This window comes from Bifidobacterium sp. KRGSERBCFTRI (genome assembly GCF_025908335.1).
This window is the reverse complement of record NZ_CP109653.1, coordinates 3,209,036-3,229,552: the sequence shown is the minus strand read 5'-3', so window position 1 is coordinate 3,229,552 and position 20,517 is coordinate 3,209,036. Positions and strand designations below refer to the sequence as shown.

Annotated in this window: 13 protein-coding genes; 10 read left to right on the top strand and 3 right to left on the bottom strand. The window is 61.3% G+C overall.

All coding sequences use genetic code 11. The annotated features are described in order from the left end of the window. The first annotated feature begins 487 nt into the window (after window positions 1-487). The 8 genes from OGI63_RS13620 to OGI63_RS13585 all read left to right on the top strand — a co-directional run bounded on the left by OGI63_RS13620 (window position 488) and on the right by OGI63_RS13585 (window position 13,398). A complete protein-coding gene (locus tag OGI63_RS13620; RefSeq protein WP_004219294.1) occupies window positions 488-2,284 on the top strand; it encodes an ABC transporter ATP-binding protein in 1,797 nt (598 codons plus the stop codon). 200 nt (window positions 2,285-2,484) lie between these two features. Next, a complete protein-coding gene (locus tag OGI63_RS13615) occupies window positions 2,485-4,278 on the top strand; it encodes an ABC transporter ATP-binding protein (RefSeq protein ID WP_004219246.1) in 1,794 nt (597 codons plus the stop codon). A 197-nt stretch (window positions 4,279-4,475) separates the two neighbouring features. Further along, window positions 4,476-5,189: a hypothetical protein gene (locus tag OGI63_RS13610; RefSeq protein ID WP_004219244.1), complete on the top strand. Its 714-nt coding sequence runs from the start codon at window positions 4,476-4,478 to the stop codon at window positions 5,187-5,189. Window positions 5,190-5,266: 77 nt separating this feature from the next. Then, complete coding sequence (locus OGI63_RS13605; protein WP_004219242.1) at window positions 5,267-7,663, top strand: glycoside hydrolase family 36 protein; 2,397 nt, start codon at window positions 5,267-5,269, stop codon at window positions 7,661-7,663. A 170-nt stretch (window positions 7,664-7,833) separates the two neighbouring features. Continuing rightward, the gene (locus tag OGI63_RS13600; protein ID WP_004219241.1) at window positions 7,834-8,790 is read left to right on the top strand and encodes a TatD family hydrolase; all 957 of its coding nucleotides are present in this window, start codon (window positions 7,834-7,836) and stop codon (window positions 8,788-8,790) included. A 205-nt stretch (window positions 8,791-8,995) separates the two neighbouring features. Beyond that, the gene (locus OGI63_RS13595; protein WP_004219239.1) at window positions 8,996-11,188 is read left to right on the top strand and encodes a KUP/HAK/KT family potassium transporter; all 2,193 of its coding nucleotides are present in this window, start codon (window positions 8,996-8,998) and stop codon (window positions 11,186-11,188) included. A 313-nt stretch (window positions 11,189-11,501) separates the two neighbouring features. Then, a complete protein-coding gene (locus OGI63_RS13590; RefSeq protein WP_004269244.1) occupies window positions 11,502-12,371 on the top strand; it encodes a class II glutamine amidotransferase in 870 nt (289 codons plus the stop codon). Between the two features lie 238 nt (window positions 12,372-12,609). Continuing rightward, the gene (locus tag OGI63_RS13585) at window positions 12,610-13,398 is read left to right on the top strand and encodes an HD domain-containing protein (RefSeq protein ID WP_004219236.1); all 789 of its coding nucleotides are present in this window, start codon (window positions 12,610-12,612) and stop codon (window positions 13,396-13,398) included. Window positions 13,399-13,590: 192 nt separating this feature from the next. Here the strand turns inward: OGI63_RS13585 and OGI63_RS13580 are convergent, their stop codons facing one another. Together OGI63_RS13580 and OGI63_RS13575 are read right to left on the bottom strand one after the other, a co-directional pair. Beyond that, window positions 13,591-14,655: an ATP-binding cassette domain-containing protein gene (locus OGI63_RS13580; protein WP_004219235.1), complete on the bottom strand. Its 1,065-nt coding sequence runs from the start codon at window positions 14,653-14,655 to the stop codon at window positions 13,591-13,593. A 1-nt stretch (window position 14,656) separates the two neighbouring features. After that, entirely contained in the window at window positions 14,657-15,997 is a 1,341-nt protein-coding gene (locus OGI63_RS13575) for an ABC transporter permease (protein ID WP_004219234.1), read from the bottom strand. A gap of 343 nt (window positions 15,998-16,340) precedes the next feature. On the opposite strand from OGI63_RS13575, the gene OGI63_RS13570 reads away from it, so the two are divergent. Further along, complete coding sequence (locus OGI63_RS13570) at window positions 16,341-17,972, top strand: hypothetical protein (RefSeq protein WP_004219233.1); 1,632 nt, start codon at window positions 16,341-16,343, stop codon at window positions 17,970-17,972. Between the two features lie 49 nt (window positions 17,973-18,021). Here the strand turns inward: OGI63_RS13570 and OGI63_RS13565 are convergent, their stop codons facing one another. Beyond that, a complete protein-coding gene (locus OGI63_RS13565) occupies window positions 18,022-18,264 on the bottom strand; it encodes an excalibur calcium-binding domain-containing protein (protein ID WP_014482412.1) in 243 nt (80 codons plus the stop codon). On the opposite strand from OGI63_RS13565, the gene OGI63_RS13560 reads away from it, so the two are divergent. Further along, window positions 18,263-20,512, top strand: coding sequence for a hypothetical protein (locus tag OGI63_RS13560; RefSeq protein WP_004219231.1), 2,250 nt, complete (start codon window positions 18,263-18,265; stop codon window positions 20,510-20,512). The two genes, OGI63_RS13565 and OGI63_RS13560, sit on opposite strands and share 2 nt — an antisense overlap. Window positions 20,513-20,517 lie beyond the last annotated feature (5 nt).

Here is a 20,517-nt window from a genome sequence, read left to right as displayed (position 1 = left end):
GCGGCAGATGGGCGGCACTGCTCCGCGCGCTCTACACCTGCCCTGCAGTGTGCCGATAGGAGCATACCCAGCGAATTCTCAGCGAAAACACTCGATGCGTTAAGGGTCGACGGGCATGGTAATAACCATCGGCAATCGAAAGAAAGCCGACGAGGTTCCACTCGGAATCCCTTATAACTGAACCCTTTTCTCTCTTCTCTCTGTTAGCCGGCGGTTTCAATCCCGCCGGCTTCTCTCTTTCTGCAGGGTTTTCGGACTCCATTCGCATCCAGGCAGCCTCTCCATCGCATAACACGCCGAAGCGGCAGCCGGTTGCATATCGCGGTGAACGCGCCAATAATAAGGCGGGCAAACAAAGAAATACCCGTATGCCATTCGCGCACATATACGCCACAGGCATGGCATCGATGCATACGGGCAATGGACGCCGGCATATCGGCGCCGCCCAGACATGCATACGCACAGACGCATAGCAAGGACGCCCTCGATGTACGTTGACCCGAACCGCAACAGGAACGCCAGCAATCTGTGCTGGCTCATGCCGTATTGCAGGCCGGAGCTGCCCCGTGTGATCGGCGCGCAGATCCTGTACCTCGTCAGCGCCGCGATGGCATTGGTCACGCCGCTCATCGCCGCGCGCATTGTGGACCGCGTGATCGAGCAGCGCCAGCTCAGTCTGCTCACCGGCCTGTGCCTGGCGCTGATCGGCGTGACGATCGTGCGCGACGGCGCCTACTACGGCAACCAGATGTGGATGGAACGCGCCGGGCAGAACACCGTGTACCGGTTGGTGAGCGACGAATACGAGAAGCTGCACACGCTCGACTTCGATTATTTCAATCACACGCGCACCGGCGACATCATGAGCCGCATGACCTCCGACACCGATGCGATCCGCCATCTGCTCAGCTGGGTGAGCTACCAGATGCTCAACTGCGTCGTCATGTTCGTGGGCGCGCTCGCGTTCATGACGTCGATCGACTGGCGTCTCGCGCTCGCGCTCGCCTGCGTGACGCCGTTCCTGTTCATTTTCACCCACCAGTTCTCCACGAAGGCCAAGCCGCTGTTCCTTGCGATCCGCAATTCGCTCGCCTCGATGAACTCGATGGTGGAGGAGAACATCGAAGGCAACCGCGTGGTCAAGGCGTTCGTGCGCGAGGACTACGAGACCGGGAAGTTCGACGAGCACAACGACGACTATATGGATCGCAACATGGCCATGGCGATGAACACGCGCAAGTATCTGCCCCGCCTTGACTGGCTCGGTTTCGCGCTCCAGCTCATCACGCTCGGCTTCGGTGGATTCCTTGTGGCGCGCGGTGCGATGAGCCTGGGCGGACTCGTCGCGTTCTCGTCGTATTTGTGGATGATCGACGGCCCGGTGCGCCAGTTCGGCTGGCTCGTCAACGACTGGCAGCGCTTCAACGCGAGCTGTGTGAACATTCGCAGACTCCTCACCGCCACGCCGCATGTGAAGAACACGAAGGCCGCGCGTGAGGGCACCGTTCCCGATTCGATGCGCGGCGACATCCGTTTCGACCATGTGGATTTCGCGTTCCCCGACGACCCGGACACGTTGATTCTGCACGACATCGACTTCCATGCACCCGCCGGCTCGCGTCTCGGCATTCTCGGCGAGACCGGCGCAGGCAAATCGACGCTCGTGAACCTGATCGCACGCTTCTACGACCCGACCTCGGGCACCGTGACCATAGATGGCATCGACGCGAGACGCTGGCCGCTCAAGCAGCTGCGTTCCCAGGTGGCTATTGTGGCGCAGGACGTGTTCCTGTTCTCCGACACAATCGAAGGCAACATCGGCTTCGGCGCGAGCGACGAACAGGCGACCGACTCCGATTTCGTACGGCGTATGGCGCAGATCGCCGGTGCCGACGACTTCATTCGCCGCATGCCGGAAGGCTACCAGACGGTGGTTGGCGAACGCGGCGTGGGCCTTTCGGGCGGCCAGAAGCAGCGCCTGAGCTTGGCCCGTGCGCTTGCCGACGATCCGGCGATCCTGATCATGGATGACACGACGAGTGCGGTGGATATGGAGACGGAGGCGCAGATCCAGCAGCATCTCAAGGACCTCGACGACCGCAAGACGATTGTGACGATCGCCCACCGCATCTCGTCGGTCAAGGACTGCGATCTGATCCTCGTGCTCGACCACGGTCGCATCGCCGAACGCGGCACCCACGACGAACTCATCGCCCGGCACGGGCTCTACGAGCACATCTACGAGAAACAACTCGGCCAACAGGCCGACAATCTGCGGCAATGATCCTGCCGGTGGGTGGACCGCGGATCGGCGGATCCGGCGGGGCGGGGCTGGCCTCGCTTCGTCGGTTGTCTGCGTTCCGTGGCGCTCCTCAGCAAGGCCCACCCCGCCCCGCCGGATCCGCCGATCCGCCGTCAGCAATCAACAATTCGCAATCTGTAATCCGCACACCAATCTGTAATCCTGAAAGGAGGCGAGCCGGTATGGCACAGCGCAACACGTACCGCGAAGACGAAGAGCTCGAGGAGAGCATCAATTTCCATGATCTGCGCAGAATAGGCAGATACCTGCGCCCTCATGGCAGGCGGCTCGCGAGAATAGCGGCCGTCGTGATCTCGATGAGCTGCATCACGGTGGCCGTGCCGTACCTGACCAAAGTGGTCATCGACGACGTGCTGCCGCACAGGAACTACACGCTGCTGGCATGGCTCGTCGTGGTCATGCTCGTGCTGAGCGTGCTCTACGAGGTCGCGCTGCGCTACCGCACGCTCGAGATCACCCGCGTGGGCCAGCTGATCTTGAAGGACATGCGCCGCGATTTGTTCACGCATATCCAGACGCTGCCGTTCAGCTACTTCGATTCACGCCCGCACGGCAAGATTCTGATCCGCGTGGTCAACTATGTGAACACGCTGTCCGACACATTGAGCTCCGGCCTGATCAACGTGATTGCCGACGTGTTCACCTTCGTGATCACGCTGGTCGTCATGTTCGCGATTGATTTCAAGCTCGCGCTGTGGAGTCTGCTGCTGTTCCCGCTACTCATCGTGGTGGTGCGCGTGCTGCAGCATTTCCAGCGCAAGGCATACCAGAATCTGTCGAACAAGCAGAGCAACGTGAACGCGTTCATTCACGAGTCGATCGCCGGTGTGAAGACCACGCAGACCTTCGCCCGCGAACACGGGCAGTACGAGACGTTCCAGCATCTGCAAAGCGAGCAGCGAAGCGCGTGGATGCGCGCCGTGCACATCCAGTTCCTGCTGTGGCCGAGCATGGAGATCATCTCGATGTCCACGATGGCGCTGATCTATTACGTCGGCATCATGCACGTGGCCGGCGTCACCGCGACCACCGGCACATTGATCGCGTTCGTCGGCTATGCGAACAACTTCTGGAACCCGGTGATCAACATCGGCAACTTCTACAACCAGCTCATCACCTGCTCCGCGTATCTCGAACGCATCTTCGAAACGCTCGACGTGCAGCCCGACATCGTCGACAAGACGAACGCCGAACCGTTGCCGCCGATCCGCGGCGACGTGCGCTTCGACGACGTCGTGTTCCGCTACGAACCCGACGGCAGGAACATTCTCGACCATGTGGACCTGCATGCGAAGCCCGGCCAGACCGTCGCGCTCGTCGGCCCGACCGGTGCCGGCAAGACGACGATCGTGAATCTGCTCTCCAGATTCTACGACGTGGCGGGCGGCGCCGTGCTGATCGACGACCACGACGTACGCGATGTCACACTGCGGTCGCTGCGCTCGCAGATGGGCGTCATGCTGCAGGACACGTTCATTTTCTCGGGCACGATTCGCGAGAACATACGCTACGGCAAGCTCGATGCGACCGACGAGCAGATTATCGCGGCAGCCAAGGCCGTGCACGCGCACGAGTTCATTGAGGAACTGCCCGACGGCTACGACACGGTGGTGCAGGAGCGTGGCTCCACGCTGTCGATGGGCCAGCGCCAGCTCATCGCGTTCGCGCGCGTGCTGCTCGCCGACCCGCGCATCCTCATTCTCGACGAGGCGACGAGCAACATCGACACCCGCACCGAGGAGGCGCTGCAGGCTGCGTTGCAGCACATGCTCGTCGGACGCACGAGCTTCATCATCGCGCACCGATTGAGCACGATCGAGAACGCCGACATGATCTGCGTCGTCGACCACGGCCGGATCGTCGAACGCGGCACGCACGAGGAGCTCATGGCCAAGCGCGGCGAATATTGGCGTCTCGTGGAATCGCAGTATGCGATGATCTCGGGAGGCGACTGAAACACCCTCCTTGGCGCGTTTGCTGTGAGAGGAATAGACGCGGCGGCCGACGGGCAATCGTGCCGAATGGCATGCTGAAATTAGGTAATCAACGCGGAAACGCACATGATGCGCGTTCCGGGTCGAATATGGAGCGCACCGCATACAGCGGTCTTGGAATGCCGACCGCATGTGCCGCGCTGGTATTAGGAGGAATCATGCAAGACAAAGACGATATGCTGCCGAAGAACGTGCAGCAGGACATCAGCGAACTCACCAAGCCCGACGTCACCGAGCACGAAAGCGCATGGGCGACCTACAGAAAACTGCCGAAGAGCCATAAGTGGCCGTACTTCTACCATCATTTCTTCTGGCCCATCATCGTGGCCGTCGTGGTGTTCGCCGCGATCGTCGCGTTCGTGGTGAACATGGTCATCTCGCCGAAGGGGCAGGGCCTCGGCGTCGCCTTCGTGGGCGTGGAGGAATCCGACCGCTCGATGGACAAGCTCGAAGACGGCTTCCTCAAATACCGCGCGCTCGACGAGAAGAAGATCACGTTCGAGAACGATCTCTACATCGACTCGTCGAACAAGGAATCTGCAAGCATGTCGCTCGACACGCTCGAAACGCAGATGTCGGGCGGCACGATCAACACGATCATCGGCGACGACTCGGCATTGCGCTCGCAGCATCTGCTCGGTTATCTCGAGCCGCTTGACAACGTGCTCACGTCTTACCAGATGGGCAAGCTGCGCGAGCGCGGCGCACTCGTGACGGACGGCGAAGGCGGCGCGGCGAAGGCGATCGATCTGGGCAAGTCGGCGGAATGGACGCGCATCAAGGGGCAGGACCCGCATGCCCAGCTCTCGTTCGTGAACGTGCAGAACAAGGATTACGCAAGACTGTTCGTGGACTACCTGTTCGGCATGTGACCGACGTATGCGTGCACATGTTCGCAATATCGGCGAACTAGCGTAGTCAGACGGCAACGCAGAGGAAGGAATACGTGATGCTTGAACATAGCCGCCCCGCATTGTTGGACGAGTTGACGGCGCCCCGCAACGCCTTGAAGCCGGATTCGAAAGGGCGCATCGTATGGGGCAACGGAACGGTGACGCTCGTCTTCGCCGTGAGCGACGACAGACCGGTGACATTGATCGGCATGAGCGGCCGGGGCATGGAGCCGGTAGATGCGAACATCGCCGGCGAACCGGATGCGCAGCCGATCGTGGAACTGCGCAGTTCGCTTGACGGCGGCGGGGACAACAGACTGAAGCTCGCCGTTTCGTCCGCCGGCCTCAAACTGAGGTTCGTGCGGGCATATGAGCTCAACAGATTGGGCGATGAGCGACAGCCGGTCACGCTGCTCGCGATTGTGCAGCGCGACCCGGACGGGGACGGCCCGTTGGTGACGAGCGTGTTCGAGGCCACGGCGCACACGAGCGCCGTGCGCACCTACACACGGTTGTGCAGCGAGGAGCCATATCCAGTGGAGGCGGTGTCGTCGATGAACGCAACACTGCCCATGGAAGCGGCCAAACTGGAGGATGCGCAGGCGCAGGTCTATTGGGGAGAAAGCTCGTGGGACTGCGAGAACGCCTGGCAAAGCGCCCCGCTGCGTTCCACCACGCTGCGCGACCGCAACCAGGTGATCAATCCGGGCATGTCCTCCGCCCGATTCGCCCGCCGTTCCACCTCGACGTGGTCCACCGGCGAATTCGAGCCGATGGGCATCGTCGAAGGAGGCGGCCGCCCGGGTGAGCTCGGCCATTTCTCATTCGCATGGCAGATCGAGCACAACGGCGCCTGGGAATGGGAGATCGGCGAGGACGACCCGGGTCTGCGCGTGAGCGCATACGGGCCGGAATACGACGACCATCAGTGGTTCATCATGCTGCGCGACAACCAGCCCTTCGTCACGGTGCCGGTCTCGTTCGTGGTCTGCGCGGGCGACTGGCAGCATGCCGTGGCCGAGATGACCGTGCAGCGGCGCGCGCTCTACCGGGCGAAGGCCATGGAGATGGGGCGTCTGGAGCAGGCCGAACAGGCGAAGGGTCTCGTGGTCTACAACGACTACATGAACACGTTGTGGGGAGACCCCCGCATCGAGAAGGAGCTGCCGCTTGTGGAGGGCGCGGCCAAGGTGGGCGCCGACGTGTTCTGCATCGACGCCGGGTGGTACGACAGCGAGGACGGCGGCTGGTGGGACATGGTGGGTGAATGGAAACCCTCCATGAACCGCTTCGGCGACATCCGCCTGGCCGGCCTCATCCACGACATCCAGTCACACGGCATGAAGGCCGGCCTGTGGCTGGAGCCGGAGGTGATCGGCGTGCGCTCGCCGCTGGCGAAGATGCTGCCCGACTCGGCGTTCTTCTGCCGGCATGGCGTCCGCATCGCCGATCAGGGCCGCTACCATCTCGACTTCCGCTCGCCGGTGGCGCGCGCCCATGCCACGGCCACGGTGGACCGCCTGATCGACGAGTTCAATGTGAGGTTCTTCAAGTTCGACTACAACACGACGCCGGGTGCCGGCACCGATGTCGACACGGATTCGGTGGGCGAGGGCCTGCTCGAGCATTGCCGCGCGGTGCAGCAGTGGATCGAGCAGATCCGCGCCAAACACCCCGACGTGATGATCGAAAACTGCGGTTCCGGTGCCATGAGGGCCGACTATGCGATGCTGAGCCGCCTCGACATGCAGTCCACCTCCGACCAGTCCGATCCACTCGTCTATGCGGCGATCGCCGCCGGCGCCGGCATGACGGTGCTTCCGGAGCAGCAGGGCAACTGGGGCTATGCACAGCAGGAGATGGACGACGAGACCGCCGTGTTCACGCTGGCTGCAGGCATTCTGGGCCGCCTGTACCTCTCGGGGTTCATCGACCGCATGGACGAGGCGCGGCTGGGCCTGGTGCGCGATGCGATCGCACTGCACCGCACGATCCTGGGCGGGCAATCGCATCTGGTGCCATGGTGGCCCTGTGGGTTGCCGGACTTCAACAGCCCTTGGCTCGTGTATGGTTTGCGGCATGCCCCCAATGTGACCGGGCTGTCGCATGACGAAGACTGGAATGGCACTGACGGCCAAGGCTCCGAGCACGTCGATGAGGCCCAATACCTGACCATCTGGCGTCGTGGCGGCATTAATTCGCTGTATTTGGAGATTGGTGAGGGAGCCCATATCGAGCAGGTGTTCCCCAATCCGGCCAAGCCGGAGCATGCGCCCGATGCCAAGCCGTGGCGCATTGAATGGGCGGATTCCGAGACCGTGCGCATCGAAGCCTCCGCAGACAAGGAGCCCTCCGCACGTGTCTTCGCCATCACATTCCCGCAGCCATCTGCCGATGGCACAGCGGATGACGATGCCAGCGAGAACGCCGGGCACGATATCGAGGGGCGATAATCTGCGTAATTGAGAAGTTTATATGAATCTGCAAATAAACTTCTCAATTACGGGGCGCTAAATCAGAAGTTTATATGAATCTCAAAATATACGCCCCAAATAGCGCGGGTCACCGCGAACCTGCCGGCAGATTTCTCAAAGGCAAAGGTGGCGGGCGGTAGAGTGGGAGCATGAGCAAGAAGCACAGGGTTCGTGATTGGGCGCCACTGCCGCCCGCATTGCCGCAGGACGCCCACGTGATCGATAATCACACGCACGTGGCCTCCGTGGTGCCTTTTTCACAGGCATTGAGTCATGAGGCCGTCGAGAAAGGGCAGCCGGAGATCGCCGTCTACAGCGTCGACCAACTGCTCGACCAGGCGGCCGCAGTGGGCGTGGAGGGCGTGATCGACTGCGGTTGCGAACTGCCCCACCTGATGACCGCCATCGACATGGCACGCGAACACCCGGGCAGCGTGTGGGCGGCGATTGCGATCCACCCGAACGAGGCGGTGTTGCACGGGCATCGCGGGGCACCCGGCCCCGACGGTCTGCCAGTGCGCTACAAACCATGGCACGACGTGCCGTTCGACGAGGCGATGACCGAAGTGCGCCGGCTTGCCAAGGCATATCCGAAACAGGTGGTGGCGATAGGCGAAACCGGCATGGACTTGTTCCGCACCGGCGAGAGCGCCAAGGAGATTCAGCGTGAGGCCTTCCGCGACCATATCGCAGTCGCCAAGGAGCTCGACCTTCCCATGCAGATCCACGACCGCGACGCACACCGCGATGTCATCGAGACACTGCTCGCAGACGGCGCCCCGCGCAAAACCGTGTTCCACAGTTATTCCGGCGATGCCGAGATGGGCGAGATCGCACGCGAGCACGGCTGGTATCTTTCGCTGTCGGGAGCGTCGAGCTACAAGGGCAACACCGGCATTCTTGAATCTGCGGCACTTGTGGGGCTCGACCATGTGATGGTGGAGACCGACGCTCCATACCTGACGCCAATGCCGTACCGCGGGCGGCCGAACGCGCCGATGATGATCCCGTACACGCTCGCCGCGCTTGCCGAATATCTCGACACGCCGGTCGAACAGGTCGCACGGGCCACGCGCAACACCACGCGCGAGGTGTATGGAATCTGAGCCGGAAGCGCCCGATTGGGGCCGGTTCGCAACGGTTATGGTCCCGCAGGCATGCCCCGTGCGCAGGGAATGCATTCCCCGTTGACCACTCTGCCTTCGGCGGATTGGCCGAGGGTGTTGTCTCGATGCTGATTAGTGTGGCAGTTTGCGTTGTTTCTTCACAGTGTGGAGTGCCCCAAGGCGCGCCATGGTATAAGGAATGAGTATGGACGAAAGACCGGAGCAGCAAGCGGACGAGCCGCTGTTACGCACCGCCGACAAATATACGCAGGCACCGAAGGTGTCGCATAAGGTGCTCACGAAGGAAGAGCGCCTGGCGATCATCGAGGCGAACGAAAAGAAACGCCAGGAGGCCGCCAAGCTCGAGCAGCACAAGGCGTTCGGTCCGGTGGGTCGCTGGTGGCGGACGCTGCAGTCCGGCCCCGACAAGGTGACACTGGCCATGTCGATCGTGGCGCTGGGCGTGGTGTACGGAGACATCGGCACCTCGCCGCTGTACACGATGCAGACGTTCCTCGCCGGTCAGGGCGGTGTGCAGCATGCCGACGAGACCGCGGTCATAGGCATGCTCTCTCTGGTGTTCTGGACGATGACGCTCATCACGACCGTCGAATACGTGCTCATCTGCATGCGCGTGGACAACAAGGGCGAAGGCGGCATCTTCGCGTTGTACTCGTTGCTGCGCAAATACGGCAAATGGCTCATCGTTCCCGCGATGATCGGCGGGGCCGCATTCCTCGCGGATTCGGTGCTCACACCGGCGATGTCGATCAGCTCGGCCGTCGAAGGCCTGCAGACGCTGCCCGCATTGCAGGGCGTGTTCGAGGAGAACCCGAGCCTGACGCTGTTCATCGCGCTGGTGATCATTCTCGCCGTGTTCGCCGTGCAGTCGCGCGGCACCGAGCGCATCGGCAAGGTGTTCGGTTCCACCGTGCTCGTCTGGTTCCTGTTCATCGCGGTCACCGGCGCGATCAGCATGTCGCAGAACCTCGAGGTGCTGCGCGCGCTGAACCCGGTGCATGGCATCCAATTCCTCGTCAGCGGCGACAACCACGCCGGCCTGGCGCTCATGGGCACCGTGTTCCTGTCGATCACCGGCGCGGAGGCGCTGTATTCCGACATGGGCCATGTGGGCCGCGGCAACATCTACGCCACCTGGCCGTTCATCAACCTTGCGCTCGTGCTCTCATACTTCGGCCAGGGCGCGTGGATCATCCGCACGCTCGAGAATCCGGCGTTCGTACCCGACGGGAACGCCCCCAACCCGTTCTTCGCCATGCTGACGCCCGGCGTGCGCTACGTGGCCGTGCTGCTGTCGGTGATCGCCGGCATCATCGCCTCGCAGGCGCTCATCTCCGGCGCATTCACAATAGTCTCCGAAGCCACCCGCCTCAACTGGATGCCCCACCTGCAGGTGCGCTATCCGGCCCGTACGCGCGGCCAGCTGTACATTCCCACCGTGAACGTGGTGCTGTGCTGCTCCACGCTGCTGGTGCTGCTCATCTTCCGCAATTCCGAGCACATCGCCGCCGCCTATGGCTTGGCGCTCACGATCACGATGATCATGACGTCGATTCTCGTCACCGTGTACCTGTGGCATATGCGCAGCAGATTCGCGGCGGTGCTGTTCGCGATCGTGTTCCCCATGATCATGTTCATGTTCTTCATCGCGTCGATGGCCAAGTTCCTGCACGGCGGCTGGTTCACGATGCTGCTCGCGCTCGCGATCCTCACCGTCATGGCCACGTGGGACGAGGGCACGAAGCTCGAGCGCGCGCAACGTCGCCACATGAGCCCAGAGGATTGCCTGCCGGTGCTGCATCGCCTGCACGACGACGACACGATTCCGTACTATGCCGACAACATCGTGTATTTGACCTCCGACACCGAGATGAAGCGCATCGACACCGACATCTTCTTCTCGATCTTCGCGAGCCACCCGAAGCGCGCGCACGCTTGGTGGTGCGTTTCGGTGGAGACCTCGGACGAGCCGTTCACGCGCGAATACTCGGTGGAGACGCTCGGCACGGACTTCCTGTTCCGCGTGCGCATTCGGCTGGGATTCAAGGTGCGCACGTCGGTGCCGGCGTATCTGCACCAGATTATGCACGATCTGCTGCGCACCGGCGAACTTCCCGCGCAGAAGAGCACGTACCCGAAGGTGGATGCCGATCCGGAGATCGGCCCGATTCGCTACGTGCTCATTCACAAGGAGCTCATGCCCGAGTCGAAGGTGTCGCAAAGGGGTGCGATGGCCCTGCGCATCAAGTATGCGATCCGCCATGTCGCCGGCTCGCCCATCAAATGGTTCGGCTTGGCCCCGTATGACCCGGTGACCGAGGTGCAGCCGCTGTTCCTTGCCACCGTGCGCCCGCCGCGCCTGAAGCGCATCAACTAGGCTGTGCGCACCTGTGTGCAGTGACCCTTTGCGCGTAGGTCCGTTTGCGTAATTTGGGACAGGTTCGCGCGGTTTTCTGTCTCTTTTCACGTAAAGCGAGCTTTCGCGTAAAAAGAGCTTTTTATGCAAATCGGGAGGGACGTTTTGCTCGGGGTAAATCTTGCGGTGCGGGATTTCGGCAGGCCGTGTGCGGGGACAATCTGTGAAAATCGTTGAAATCCCGACGATGAGATGCCCGTTATAGAAATATGCGATAACGGGATTGCGAGAAAATGGGTGAATGGGCAACATGCGCACGCTACACTCGACAACCATGTGCAGATTACTGGGATACGCGACCGCGAACGAGAACATCTCGCTGCGCGAGGTGCTGGGTGCGCAGAGCACCGACGCCTTCCGCGAGCTGAGCGAGATTCACAACGACGGTTGGGGAACGGCCATGGTGAAGGAGCCGGACCAGACTGCCCATGTGACCGATGGCGGCGCGCCCTCGCCATCCACCGGCTCGGCGATCTACCGCAATACAATCGCCGCGCGCTACGACTCGATTTTCGGCGACTTGGCAAGCGTGCCGGTGCGCGGCGGAATCTGGCATCTGCGACTGGCCAGCTCGAATCTGCCGCTCGTGCTGGAGAACCAGCAGCCGTTCTACGCGAGCGGACTGAGCTTCATTCACAATGGAGACATCAGTGATGCGCAGGGGCGCAACATCACGACGAACCGCGCATACCCGGTGGACCACACGCTCGTGCAGTCCACGGGTGGACGTTCGGATTCCGCGATCTACTTCGCCATTGTGCTGCAGTACCTCGGTTATGGCTACGAACTCGAGGAGGCGCTCGCTCAGGCGGTGCGCGAACTGCGGGGCGCATACCCGGATTCCAGCTACAACTGCATAATCCAGAGCCGCGACCAGCTCATCGTGCTCGAGGCGCACGACAACGGGCCCACACAGCAGGATGTGCTCGACGTGTACGCGCAGTACGGGCGTGCCGCAGAGGCCGCAGATTACCGCACGGTGAGGTACCGTGAGATCACCGGTGCGGATGGCGCGCGCAAGGGCGTCGTCGCCGCGAGCAGCGGTTTCGCGCAGCCGGCGGACGAAGGCTGGAAAGACCTCGGCAACAATCGCATGATCGTCGCCTCGAACCGCACGGGCGCCTTCCGCGTGCGTTCGATCTGAATCGTTGGTGGGTGAGCGCTAGGATACCGGCGGCAATCTGCCGCGCGCCTGCTCTCGCTCTGCGTTCGACTGGCTCTCGGCCTGCGTAATTTGGGACATTTACCTGCGCAAATCTGTCTCTTTTTACGTCTCGACGACGTAATTGGAGACATTTAGCGGCACCAATCTGTCCCTTTTTACGCAGGCGCGCATGTGCGCAAACTATGCCAATTTGCGGCATCGGGGCTAGAGTGTGGGTATGAGCGGAATCATTCCTACATTCGGCCAGATTGACGAACTGCATCGCAAATGCGCGCAATCGCAGGCCGCCTACGATCTCATCCATACGCATTGCCAGATCATCGCGCAGATTACGCGGCAGCTGATTCACCGGCAGAACGCGCTGTTCATGCGCCGCTGCACGCTGCCGGACGACGCGCTCGAGCGCACGGGAGACTACCCCACGCTCGCCGGCGAACGCATTGCCGACGCCATCGGCTCGCCGGAGGAAGATCGGTTCGTCGTGCCACCCACCGACGGCGTGACCGGCGGCATGGTGCCCCCACGGTACATCGACGTGGAAAAGGCCACGATCGGCGCCTTGCTGCACGACATAGGCACCTACGCCGTGCTCAAGAACGACGGTTCGAACGGCGAACCGCTGAGTTTCGATGGCCCGCGGTATGTGGAGCATGGTCTCATCGGCTATGAACTGCTCCTCAACGAGGGGTATGACGAATCGATCGCCGAATTCGCGCGCAATCACACCGGCTGCGGACTCACGAGGGAAGATGTGATCGACCAGCATCTGCCGCTGCCGCCGGCCGACTACGTGCCGGTGAATCTCGAGCAGGAGGTGGTCATGGTGGCCGACAAATACCACAGCAAGTCGGTGCCGCCGAAGTTCCTCACCGCCTCCGCCTACGCGCGCAAGGCAGCGCGGTTTGGCGCGGAGAACAAGCAGCGTTGGCTTGAACTGGTGCGCAAATACGGCGAACCGGACGTGCCGGCGCTCGCCGAGCATTATCACATGCGTTTGGTCGACTGATCCGCAGATTGTAGATTGCAGATTGCTTACGGGCTAGGATTTTCCGTTACGGGCTAGGGCAAACTACCACGGATGCACGGTAGCGTGAATCTCAAATCGCCATTTTTCAACAGTTGGGGATTTCTGTAATGCATGTTGCCCCAGCCCGTAACGAGAAATCCTAGCCCTTAACGGGAAACGTGGCCTGTAAGGTCAGCGCAGGTCGATGATGTTGTCGAACTGCTTGGCGATCTGCTCGCTGGCGGTGACGACGATCACCGTGCGCTGCTTGTCCGGCGTGCTCACCTGTGCCTTGAGCAGGTTGAGAACCTGCTTGGTGTCGGTCTCGTTGAGATTGACGGTGAGGTTGTCTGCGATGATGTAGTCCGGGTCGATGGCCAAGGCACGCGCGATGCTGAGTCTGGCCGCATCCACCGGGTCGAGTTCGTCGGCGAGGGTGCTTTCGTCCGCCTTCGTGTTCTCGCCGAACCGCGTGCGCACGAGGAGGTCTTGCGCAAGCCCCTTCACTGGTTTCATGAACGTCTGCCCGGAGGCGTTCATGACGTAGGTGAGGTTTTCCACGGCGTTCAGATCGCCGCGCAGCGAGAATTGCGGCGTGATCATGCCGAGACGATGACCGCGCAGCTGCTCGGCGTCCATGTCTTCGTACGGGGTGGTCTTCGTCATGATCTCACCGCTTGATGGGGCGATGAAGCCGCCGATGAGCGCCAGCAGCGTGGCATGGCGGCGCGTGTCATGCGCGTCCACCATGATCGCGTAGCATTCGCCGGCCTCGCAACGGAAGGTGAGATGCTGCCAGATGTGCTCCTTCGTCTTCGGGTCGCTCACCGTCACATCGTGCAGCGAAAGCATGGGGTAGGCGCGGAAGATCGAGGATCCGGCGAGCGCGGCGTCTTCGCCATCTTCCTCGGCCTGCAGTGACGAGTCGAGATGGTCTGCCACCTGCACCACATCCGGCACGGTGACTTGCGCGTTCTCGTTGGAGTGTGCCGGAGCCGTCTCTCGTGATTTGTCTGCGGCAGGCTCTCCGTCGGCATCGGTATCGCCATCGGTCGGATCGGTTGCGTTCGCATCCACGGTCGCGCTCAGCGCCTCGATGACGGCGTCGGAGGAGTCGTTGCTTGCAGATCCCTCGTCGTCCCAGTAATCGACCACATAGTCGAAGGTGTCGGGTGCGGCGTTCTCGGAGGCGTTTTCCTGCGGGGTGGTTGGGGTGTCTTTGGAATCTGTGTCTTTGGAATCGTGGTGTTCGGTCATGTCAGTCCTCGGAATCTGCGGAATCGGAGATGTACGGCGACTCGAAGAGTCGAATGGTGCGGAAGAAGGTCACGCGCAGGCCGGCGACAATGGCCAGCGCCACCGAGCACAGCACGCCGATCCAGATCACCTGCCATACGAGGCCACCGGTTGCATGAACGTCATGCTGAGCCCCCAATGCGCCTGCCAGCGGGTTGGCGGTGCATGCGCCCAGCACCAAGCCCACGGCGAGGCCGACGAGCGTCGGCATGAACGTCTCAAGCATGAACTGCCATGCGAGACGTCCCTTGCTGAGTCCGACGAGCATGCCCATGCCGATCTCGTTAGAGCGGGGGAGTGCGGCGAGCAGCACCAGGCCGAGCAGTGCAAGCGCGCCGCAGATCCACAGCACGATCATGATGATGCGAGTGGTTCCGGCAAGCGTGCCCAGCGCTTCGATCGACTGCATGTAGTGGGTGATCGTGGGCGAGCTCACCGTGAAGCCCTTCGGCAGGTCGGCTTTGAGCGCCGCGGCGAATTTGTCGATGTCGCTGCGGTTCTGGAACGTGAACACGACGTTGAGGTCCGGGATTGACCAGCCTTTGCCTTTGGTGGTGTCGAATCCGTTCACGGCGAAGGTGGTGTACGTGGTGTAGAGCACGTTGTTGCGGTTGTCTTTGGCGAATTTGGCGTCGTCGCCTTGCGCGTTGTCGGGGTTGCCGGTGTAGCGGTAGATGCCCACCACCGTGTATTCATAGGTTTTCTTCGCATCGGTGGGGTTGCCGATGGTGATGGTGGAGCCCACTTTGAGGTTGTTCTTCTTCGCGAGCGCTTCCGAGATGAGCACGTTCTGCGCCAGGGAGTTCTGGTAGTCGAGCCCTTTGCCCTCCACCACCTCGTATGGGCCGTATTCGTTCGCCTGTGCGGCTTCGGCCGTGTAGAAGCTCTGCAGTGTGAGATTGCCGCCGGTCTTGTCGGCACTGGCATCGGACGTCTTGCCTGTGGTGATTGCCTGCACCGACTTGCTTTCGCGCACGGGGACGCTTTCGGCCACCGTGTATTTGTATTGCATGCCTTGCGTTTGCCCGGCGGAGGCGAGCTTGTCGTAGTCCGACCAAGACAGATAGTGTTCGGTCCAGGAGGAGTCGTCGCCTTGGCGTGTTTCCAACAGCTGGCTGGACGGGCGGATCACGGCGGTGTTGCTTTGCTTGTCGAGTGTTTCCGTGCGCGCCTTGTGGTTCTCCTGCAGCACTGCGCCTCCGAATGTGGACCACATGGCGATGGCCGCGCTCACCAGTACGATGAGCAGGCTCCTCAATGGATGGCGGCACAGCATTTTCCAAGCTTGGCCGAAGATGAACATAGTACCCCGCAATCTGTATTCATGCACCTTGTGCGTTCCTGAGTAAGTATATTTCCAAGCCCGGCTATGAGAATGCTGTGAGGCGAAATTCGCGGCTGGGTTATCCACAACAGATGCACAGTTCATGGTGGATTGTGATGGCAGGTCGTCCACAATGTGCATACCGCGACGTTCATTGTCCACATATTCACGGTGGAAATTCAAGTTATCCCCGTGGATATCCACTCTGTCATCCACTTGTCCACAGATTTTTGTGGATACGAGAAATTCTCTGTGCACCTATGCGAGTGTATGAATACGAGCGCTCACCGTGGGCGCCGCATCTTTAGGAAAAGAGGATTGCATGCCAGAACCATTCGCGTTCGATTCGATCGGCTTCCTGCAACTGCTCAATCAGCTGGAACGCAGATTCGATGAGGTGGTCTCCCACGCTCCCCTGAGTTTCGACCGCATCGATTCACCCACCATACAACCACATACCTCGACGGAGTCTTCGAACAGGCGCACGGGGGCGTTCCATAGGCGCGGCTCGGCTGCCAAGGGGCGTAATGCAACGCCGGAACGTGCCGAGAATGAGCAGATGTGCCAGACGGTGTCGGCGCAGGTGCAGGCGCAGATGGACCTGTTCAGTCGCGTGGATCGTCGCATCGACGTGCTGGCGCAGGATCTGTTCGGCCCCACGCATTGGGGGTCGCTCATACGCATGGCATCGCTCGGATTGGATCACGACCTCATCGACGAGGCCCGCAAATTCATGCTGTACTGTTCGTCCACCGTGCGCAGGCATGGCATGGCGGTGTGGTTGTACGACATCATGAACGATGCCTCGATGGCTCTGCTGCTGCATAAGCCCGCCGAACACATGCCGGTGATCGTGAACGGGCCGGATGTGGTCAATGGCAGATTGCGGTGCGGTTTGGATGCCACAGTGCAGAGGACCGGGCCAACGTGGCAACGCGAATGCTACAACCGCGTCCATTCCCTCCACACCTACATGTTGGCAGCGTATTGCGTGGCGAAATGGGGCGAACCGGGGGAGAGGCGGCGCGAACTGGCGACGTTGATACTCAACGACTGGGGGTTGGGCATGTGCATGCTACGTGAAGACAAAACAGTGCGGCGGCTGGGTGCGAGCACCGACATGCGGTTCCGGCGCATCATCCGGTATCGACGCAAATTGCGTGTGCAGGCCGACCTGGAGTATGCGCATGCGTTGATCGACGAGCACGACGCCTCGGATGTCGAGGAGCATGCGGCTGCCACGAAAGCCATGGATCGCAGGTACCTGTATGACGCCGGAAAAGTGGTGGAGGCGTACCGTGCGTTGTGGAACAAGCAGACCCGCAGCACGCGCATGCTGAGCGGAATGCTCGAGGAGACGAATGCGGTGCCTTCGGTGCCATTATGGGAGAATCCGCTGTATTTGGAGGATCTCACGGTGTCGCTGATGGGTGCGGCAATGGGTTCGAAGATCACGATGGGCTTTGAACGGCGCAATCGCGAGGAATTCGAGGAGGGTGTGCGCCTGCTCGGGCATCTGTGCGACGATGTGCGCGACCTCACGGTGGCCCTGCTGCCCATGCAGGTGGTGGTGCGGTTCGAGCATGAGATTGAGGACGGCGGGAATTTCGGGCTGTGCGATGCCGATGACCCCGATTTCTGGAATCTGTCGCAATTCCAGGAGAATGTGTTCTCCGACATGGCTTCGGTGGTGCTGCAACGCGTGTTCGTGGACGATGACGACCTGAATTCCGAACTGGCCATGGCCGTGCTCAACGACCATCCGGGCACCTATGCGCGGTTGATCATGCCGTATTTCGAAGATGAAGACGACGGCGATGTCGATTCCGCGGAGCTTGCCGAGATCGTCGCCAGTGCGAAGGAACCGGAAACCGCCCCACACAGTGAATCGGAACATGCACTGGGCGAGGCGGCCGGTGACGCGGAAATCATTGACGTGGATGTCGTGGCCTAATGAGCCGTGCCACGGCACCCATTGCGGCTTGCGGGCGTGCTGACGAGCATCATTCGCAAGCGATGCCATCGCCGTCGCGGTCGAGCTTCGGCGCATAGCCGGGCTGGCCGCGGTGGAGCGGTGCCTTGCCGGCCTGCGGCCCGTGCATGCAGTTCCGACTGCTCAATGGCAGGGGGCCGGCCATCCGGCCGTTCTCGCATGCTATGTGAAATTTCTCATTCGCGTTGCCTACACTGTACGGGTACCCTGAGAAACGCAAACCGAACACAGAACATGGTGGAGGAGTTTCCATGCGCGAGCCGGTCAGTCAGGCACAACCACACGGGAGCGTGACGGCGTCTGCGACGCACAGTGGCGGGAACCGTCGCAGTCTGTGGGTCAGCATGGCCATCGCATTCGTTGCCGTGATGATCCTCGAGGTGGGCTTCTTTAATCTCGGTCACTGGAGAACCAGTCGTCTGCAGGCTGCCACCGTGGGCGATGCCATCATTGGCGAAGGTCTCAAATCGTTGGGGCATCACGAATACGAGATCACCGATCCAGAGACCGCGACCATCACGGTTCCGGTGGGCGCGCGCGATAGTGGTGCGCCGGTGCGCATAGGCAGCGTGCGCGTGCAGGCCACGCCAGGCAATACGAATGAAGTGCCCAACCAGCGCAATCATTATTCGCGAGCGGCCATTCAACTCAACACCACCGGCGGCCAGACCATTTCGGGCAACACTTGGGTGGATTCGCGCGACAGCGACGGCGTGTGGGAAGATCGGCTCAACATACTCGACTACACAACGAATCCGGCCAGCCAATACCTCATATTCGGTAAGAAACTGCAGTACTACGACTCACATGAGATTCGCGTGCGCTACTTGGGCGACAAGGGCGATTTCGTGCTCTTCGACAGCATTCACGCGAATCCTGTGATCCCCTTCGAGATCAACCCGTGGCGACTGCTGGTGGAGCTGGCATTCGCCGCGTTCTTCGTGCTCTTCCGCCCCCGTTCCGGCATCTACCGGATGCGGGTCGATGAGCGGCGCGTGAGGCAGAACCTCGCCATCGCCGGCTATGTCGTGGCATGGTCGGCGATCATCGTCGCCATCGCCAGATTCGCCATGCCCAAACCGAGCGGTCTGAACACCGGTTTCATGCATTGGGTGGATTACGAGCAATACCAACGGCTGGCGGACGCCCTCATCCATGGCCACACCTGGCTCGATCTCAAGGTGGATCCCGCGCTCACCACCATGGCCAATCCCTACGACTACTTCGCCCGTCGCAGCATCGCCGCCGACGGCACGCACACCTTCTATTGGGATCACGCCTACTACAACGGCCATTACTACTGCTATTTCGGCGTGGTCCCGGCATTGCTCACCTTCGTGCCGTTCCAGCTCGTCACCGGCCATTGGATGCCCACATGGGCCGCGATGGGTGTGTTCACCACACTCGCCGTCGTATTCGGCACGCTGCTGGTGCGCCGTCTCGCCCGCGATTACTTCCCGAAGGCCTCACTCGGCGTCGTGTGGCTCGTCATCATAGGGTTCAACGTCGCCACCAATCTGTTCGTCTACGTCTACAGTCCGAATTTCTATGGAATGCCGATCAACTGTTCGATTGCCGTGACGCTCGTGGGCCTATGGTTCTGGCAGGTGTCGAAACGGCCCGACGGCACCGTCAATCCTTGGCTCATCGCCGCCGGCTCGCTGTGCATGGCGCTGAATTTCGGTTCACGCCCACAGTTCATGGCCGCGTGGTTGCTGGCGTTCCCGTTGTTCTGGCCGCAGATCACCAAGCTCCGCACGCTGTTCTCCCGCAAGGGGCTGGCTCCCACCATCGCCGCGTTCGTGCCGTTCGCGCTCGTCATTCCGCCGCTGCTCGCATACAATTACGTGCGGTTCGGCTCGCTGTTCGATTTCGGCCAGAACTACAATCTCACCGGCTTCGATATGACCACCCGCAGCAGTTCGCCATATACAGTGCTGCCCGATCTGTTCAACCAGTGGTTCCAGCCGGTCGACACGGCCATGCGATTCCCGTTCATCATGCAGGTGGACACGACGATGGCCGGTCCGAACGAACCGTCGATTGGCGGTTATTTCGCCATCTACCCGCTTGCGCTGTTCGCACTGCTGTTCGTTCTGGTGCGTCGCCAACTGCGCGCGCATGGGGTGTGGGCCATGACCGTCATGATGATGGCGCTCACCGCCGTCGTCGCCCTGTTTGACTGCTACAAGTGCGGCACGGCAATGCGGTATTACGGCGATTTCGCCTATCTGGTCATGCTCTCCGCCCTGTTCGTCGTGCTCGCGTATGCCACGGCCGCGCAGCACAGGCCTGCCGTGAATCTGCACGCCAAAGGATTCTCGGTGAATCGGTTCCTCGGCTTCCGCACATTGCAGACGATGCTGGTGACGCTCGTGTTCCTCACACTGCTGATCAATCTGTTCGGCTTGTTCAACGAGAACAGACTCGACGCCTGGCACGGCACCTTCAGCGGCACGTACACCACCGTTCGCAGCTGGTTCATCGGATTGACGGCGTGAGGGGA

Excerpts from the sequence above, each read along its gene's own strand:
- OGI63_RS13615 (WP_004219246.1), top strand. The coding sequence starts at position 2,485 with ATGGCACAGCGCAACACGTACCGCGAAGACGAAGAGCTCGAGGAGAGC.
- OGI63_RS13610 (WP_004219244.1), top strand. The coding sequence starts at position 4,476 with ATGCAAGACAAAGACGATATGCTGCCGAAGAACGTGCAGCAGGACATC.
- OGI63_RS13590 (WP_004269244.1), top strand. The coding sequence starts at position 11,502 with ATGTGCAGATTACTGGGATACGCGACCGCGAACGAGAACATCTCGCTG.
- OGI63_RS13605 (WP_004219242.1), top strand. The coding sequence starts at position 5,267 with ATGCTTGAACATAGCCGCCCCGCATTGTTGGACGAGTTGACGGCGCCC.
- OGI63_RS13570 (WP_004219233.1), top strand. The coding sequence starts at position 16,341 with ATGCCAGAACCATTCGCGTTCGATTCGATCGGCTTCCTGCAACTGCTC.
- OGI63_RS13585 (WP_004219236.1), top strand. The coding sequence starts at position 12,610 with ATGAGCGGAATCATTCCTACATTCGGCCAGATTGACGAACTGCATCGC.
- OGI63_RS13595 (WP_004219239.1), top strand. The coding sequence starts at position 8,996 with ATGGACGAAAGACCGGAGCAGCAAGCGGACGAGCCGCTGTTACGCACC.
- OGI63_RS13600 (WP_004219241.1), top strand. The coding sequence starts at position 7,834 with ATGAGCAAGAAGCACAGGGTTCGTGATTGGGCGCCACTGCCGCCCGCA.
- OGI63_RS13575 (WP_004219234.1), bottom strand. The coding sequence starts at position 15,997 with ATGTTCATCTTCGGCCAAGCTTGGAAAATGCTGTGCCGCCATCCATTG.
- OGI63_RS13620 (WP_004219294.1), top strand. The coding sequence starts at position 488 with ATGTACGTTGACCCGAACCGCAACAGGAACGCCAGCAATCTGTGCTGG.
- OGI63_RS13560 (WP_004219231.1), top strand. The coding sequence starts at position 18,263 with ATGCGCGAGCCGGTCAGTCAGGCACAACCACACGGGAGCGTGACGGCG.
- OGI63_RS13580 (WP_004219235.1), bottom strand. The coding sequence starts at position 14,655 with ATGACCGAACACCACGATTCCAAAGACACAGATTCCAAAGACACCCCA.
- OGI63_RS13565 (WP_014482412.1), bottom strand. The coding sequence starts at position 18,264 with ATGGAAACTCCTCCACCATGTTCTGTGTTCGGTTTGCGTTTCTCAGGG.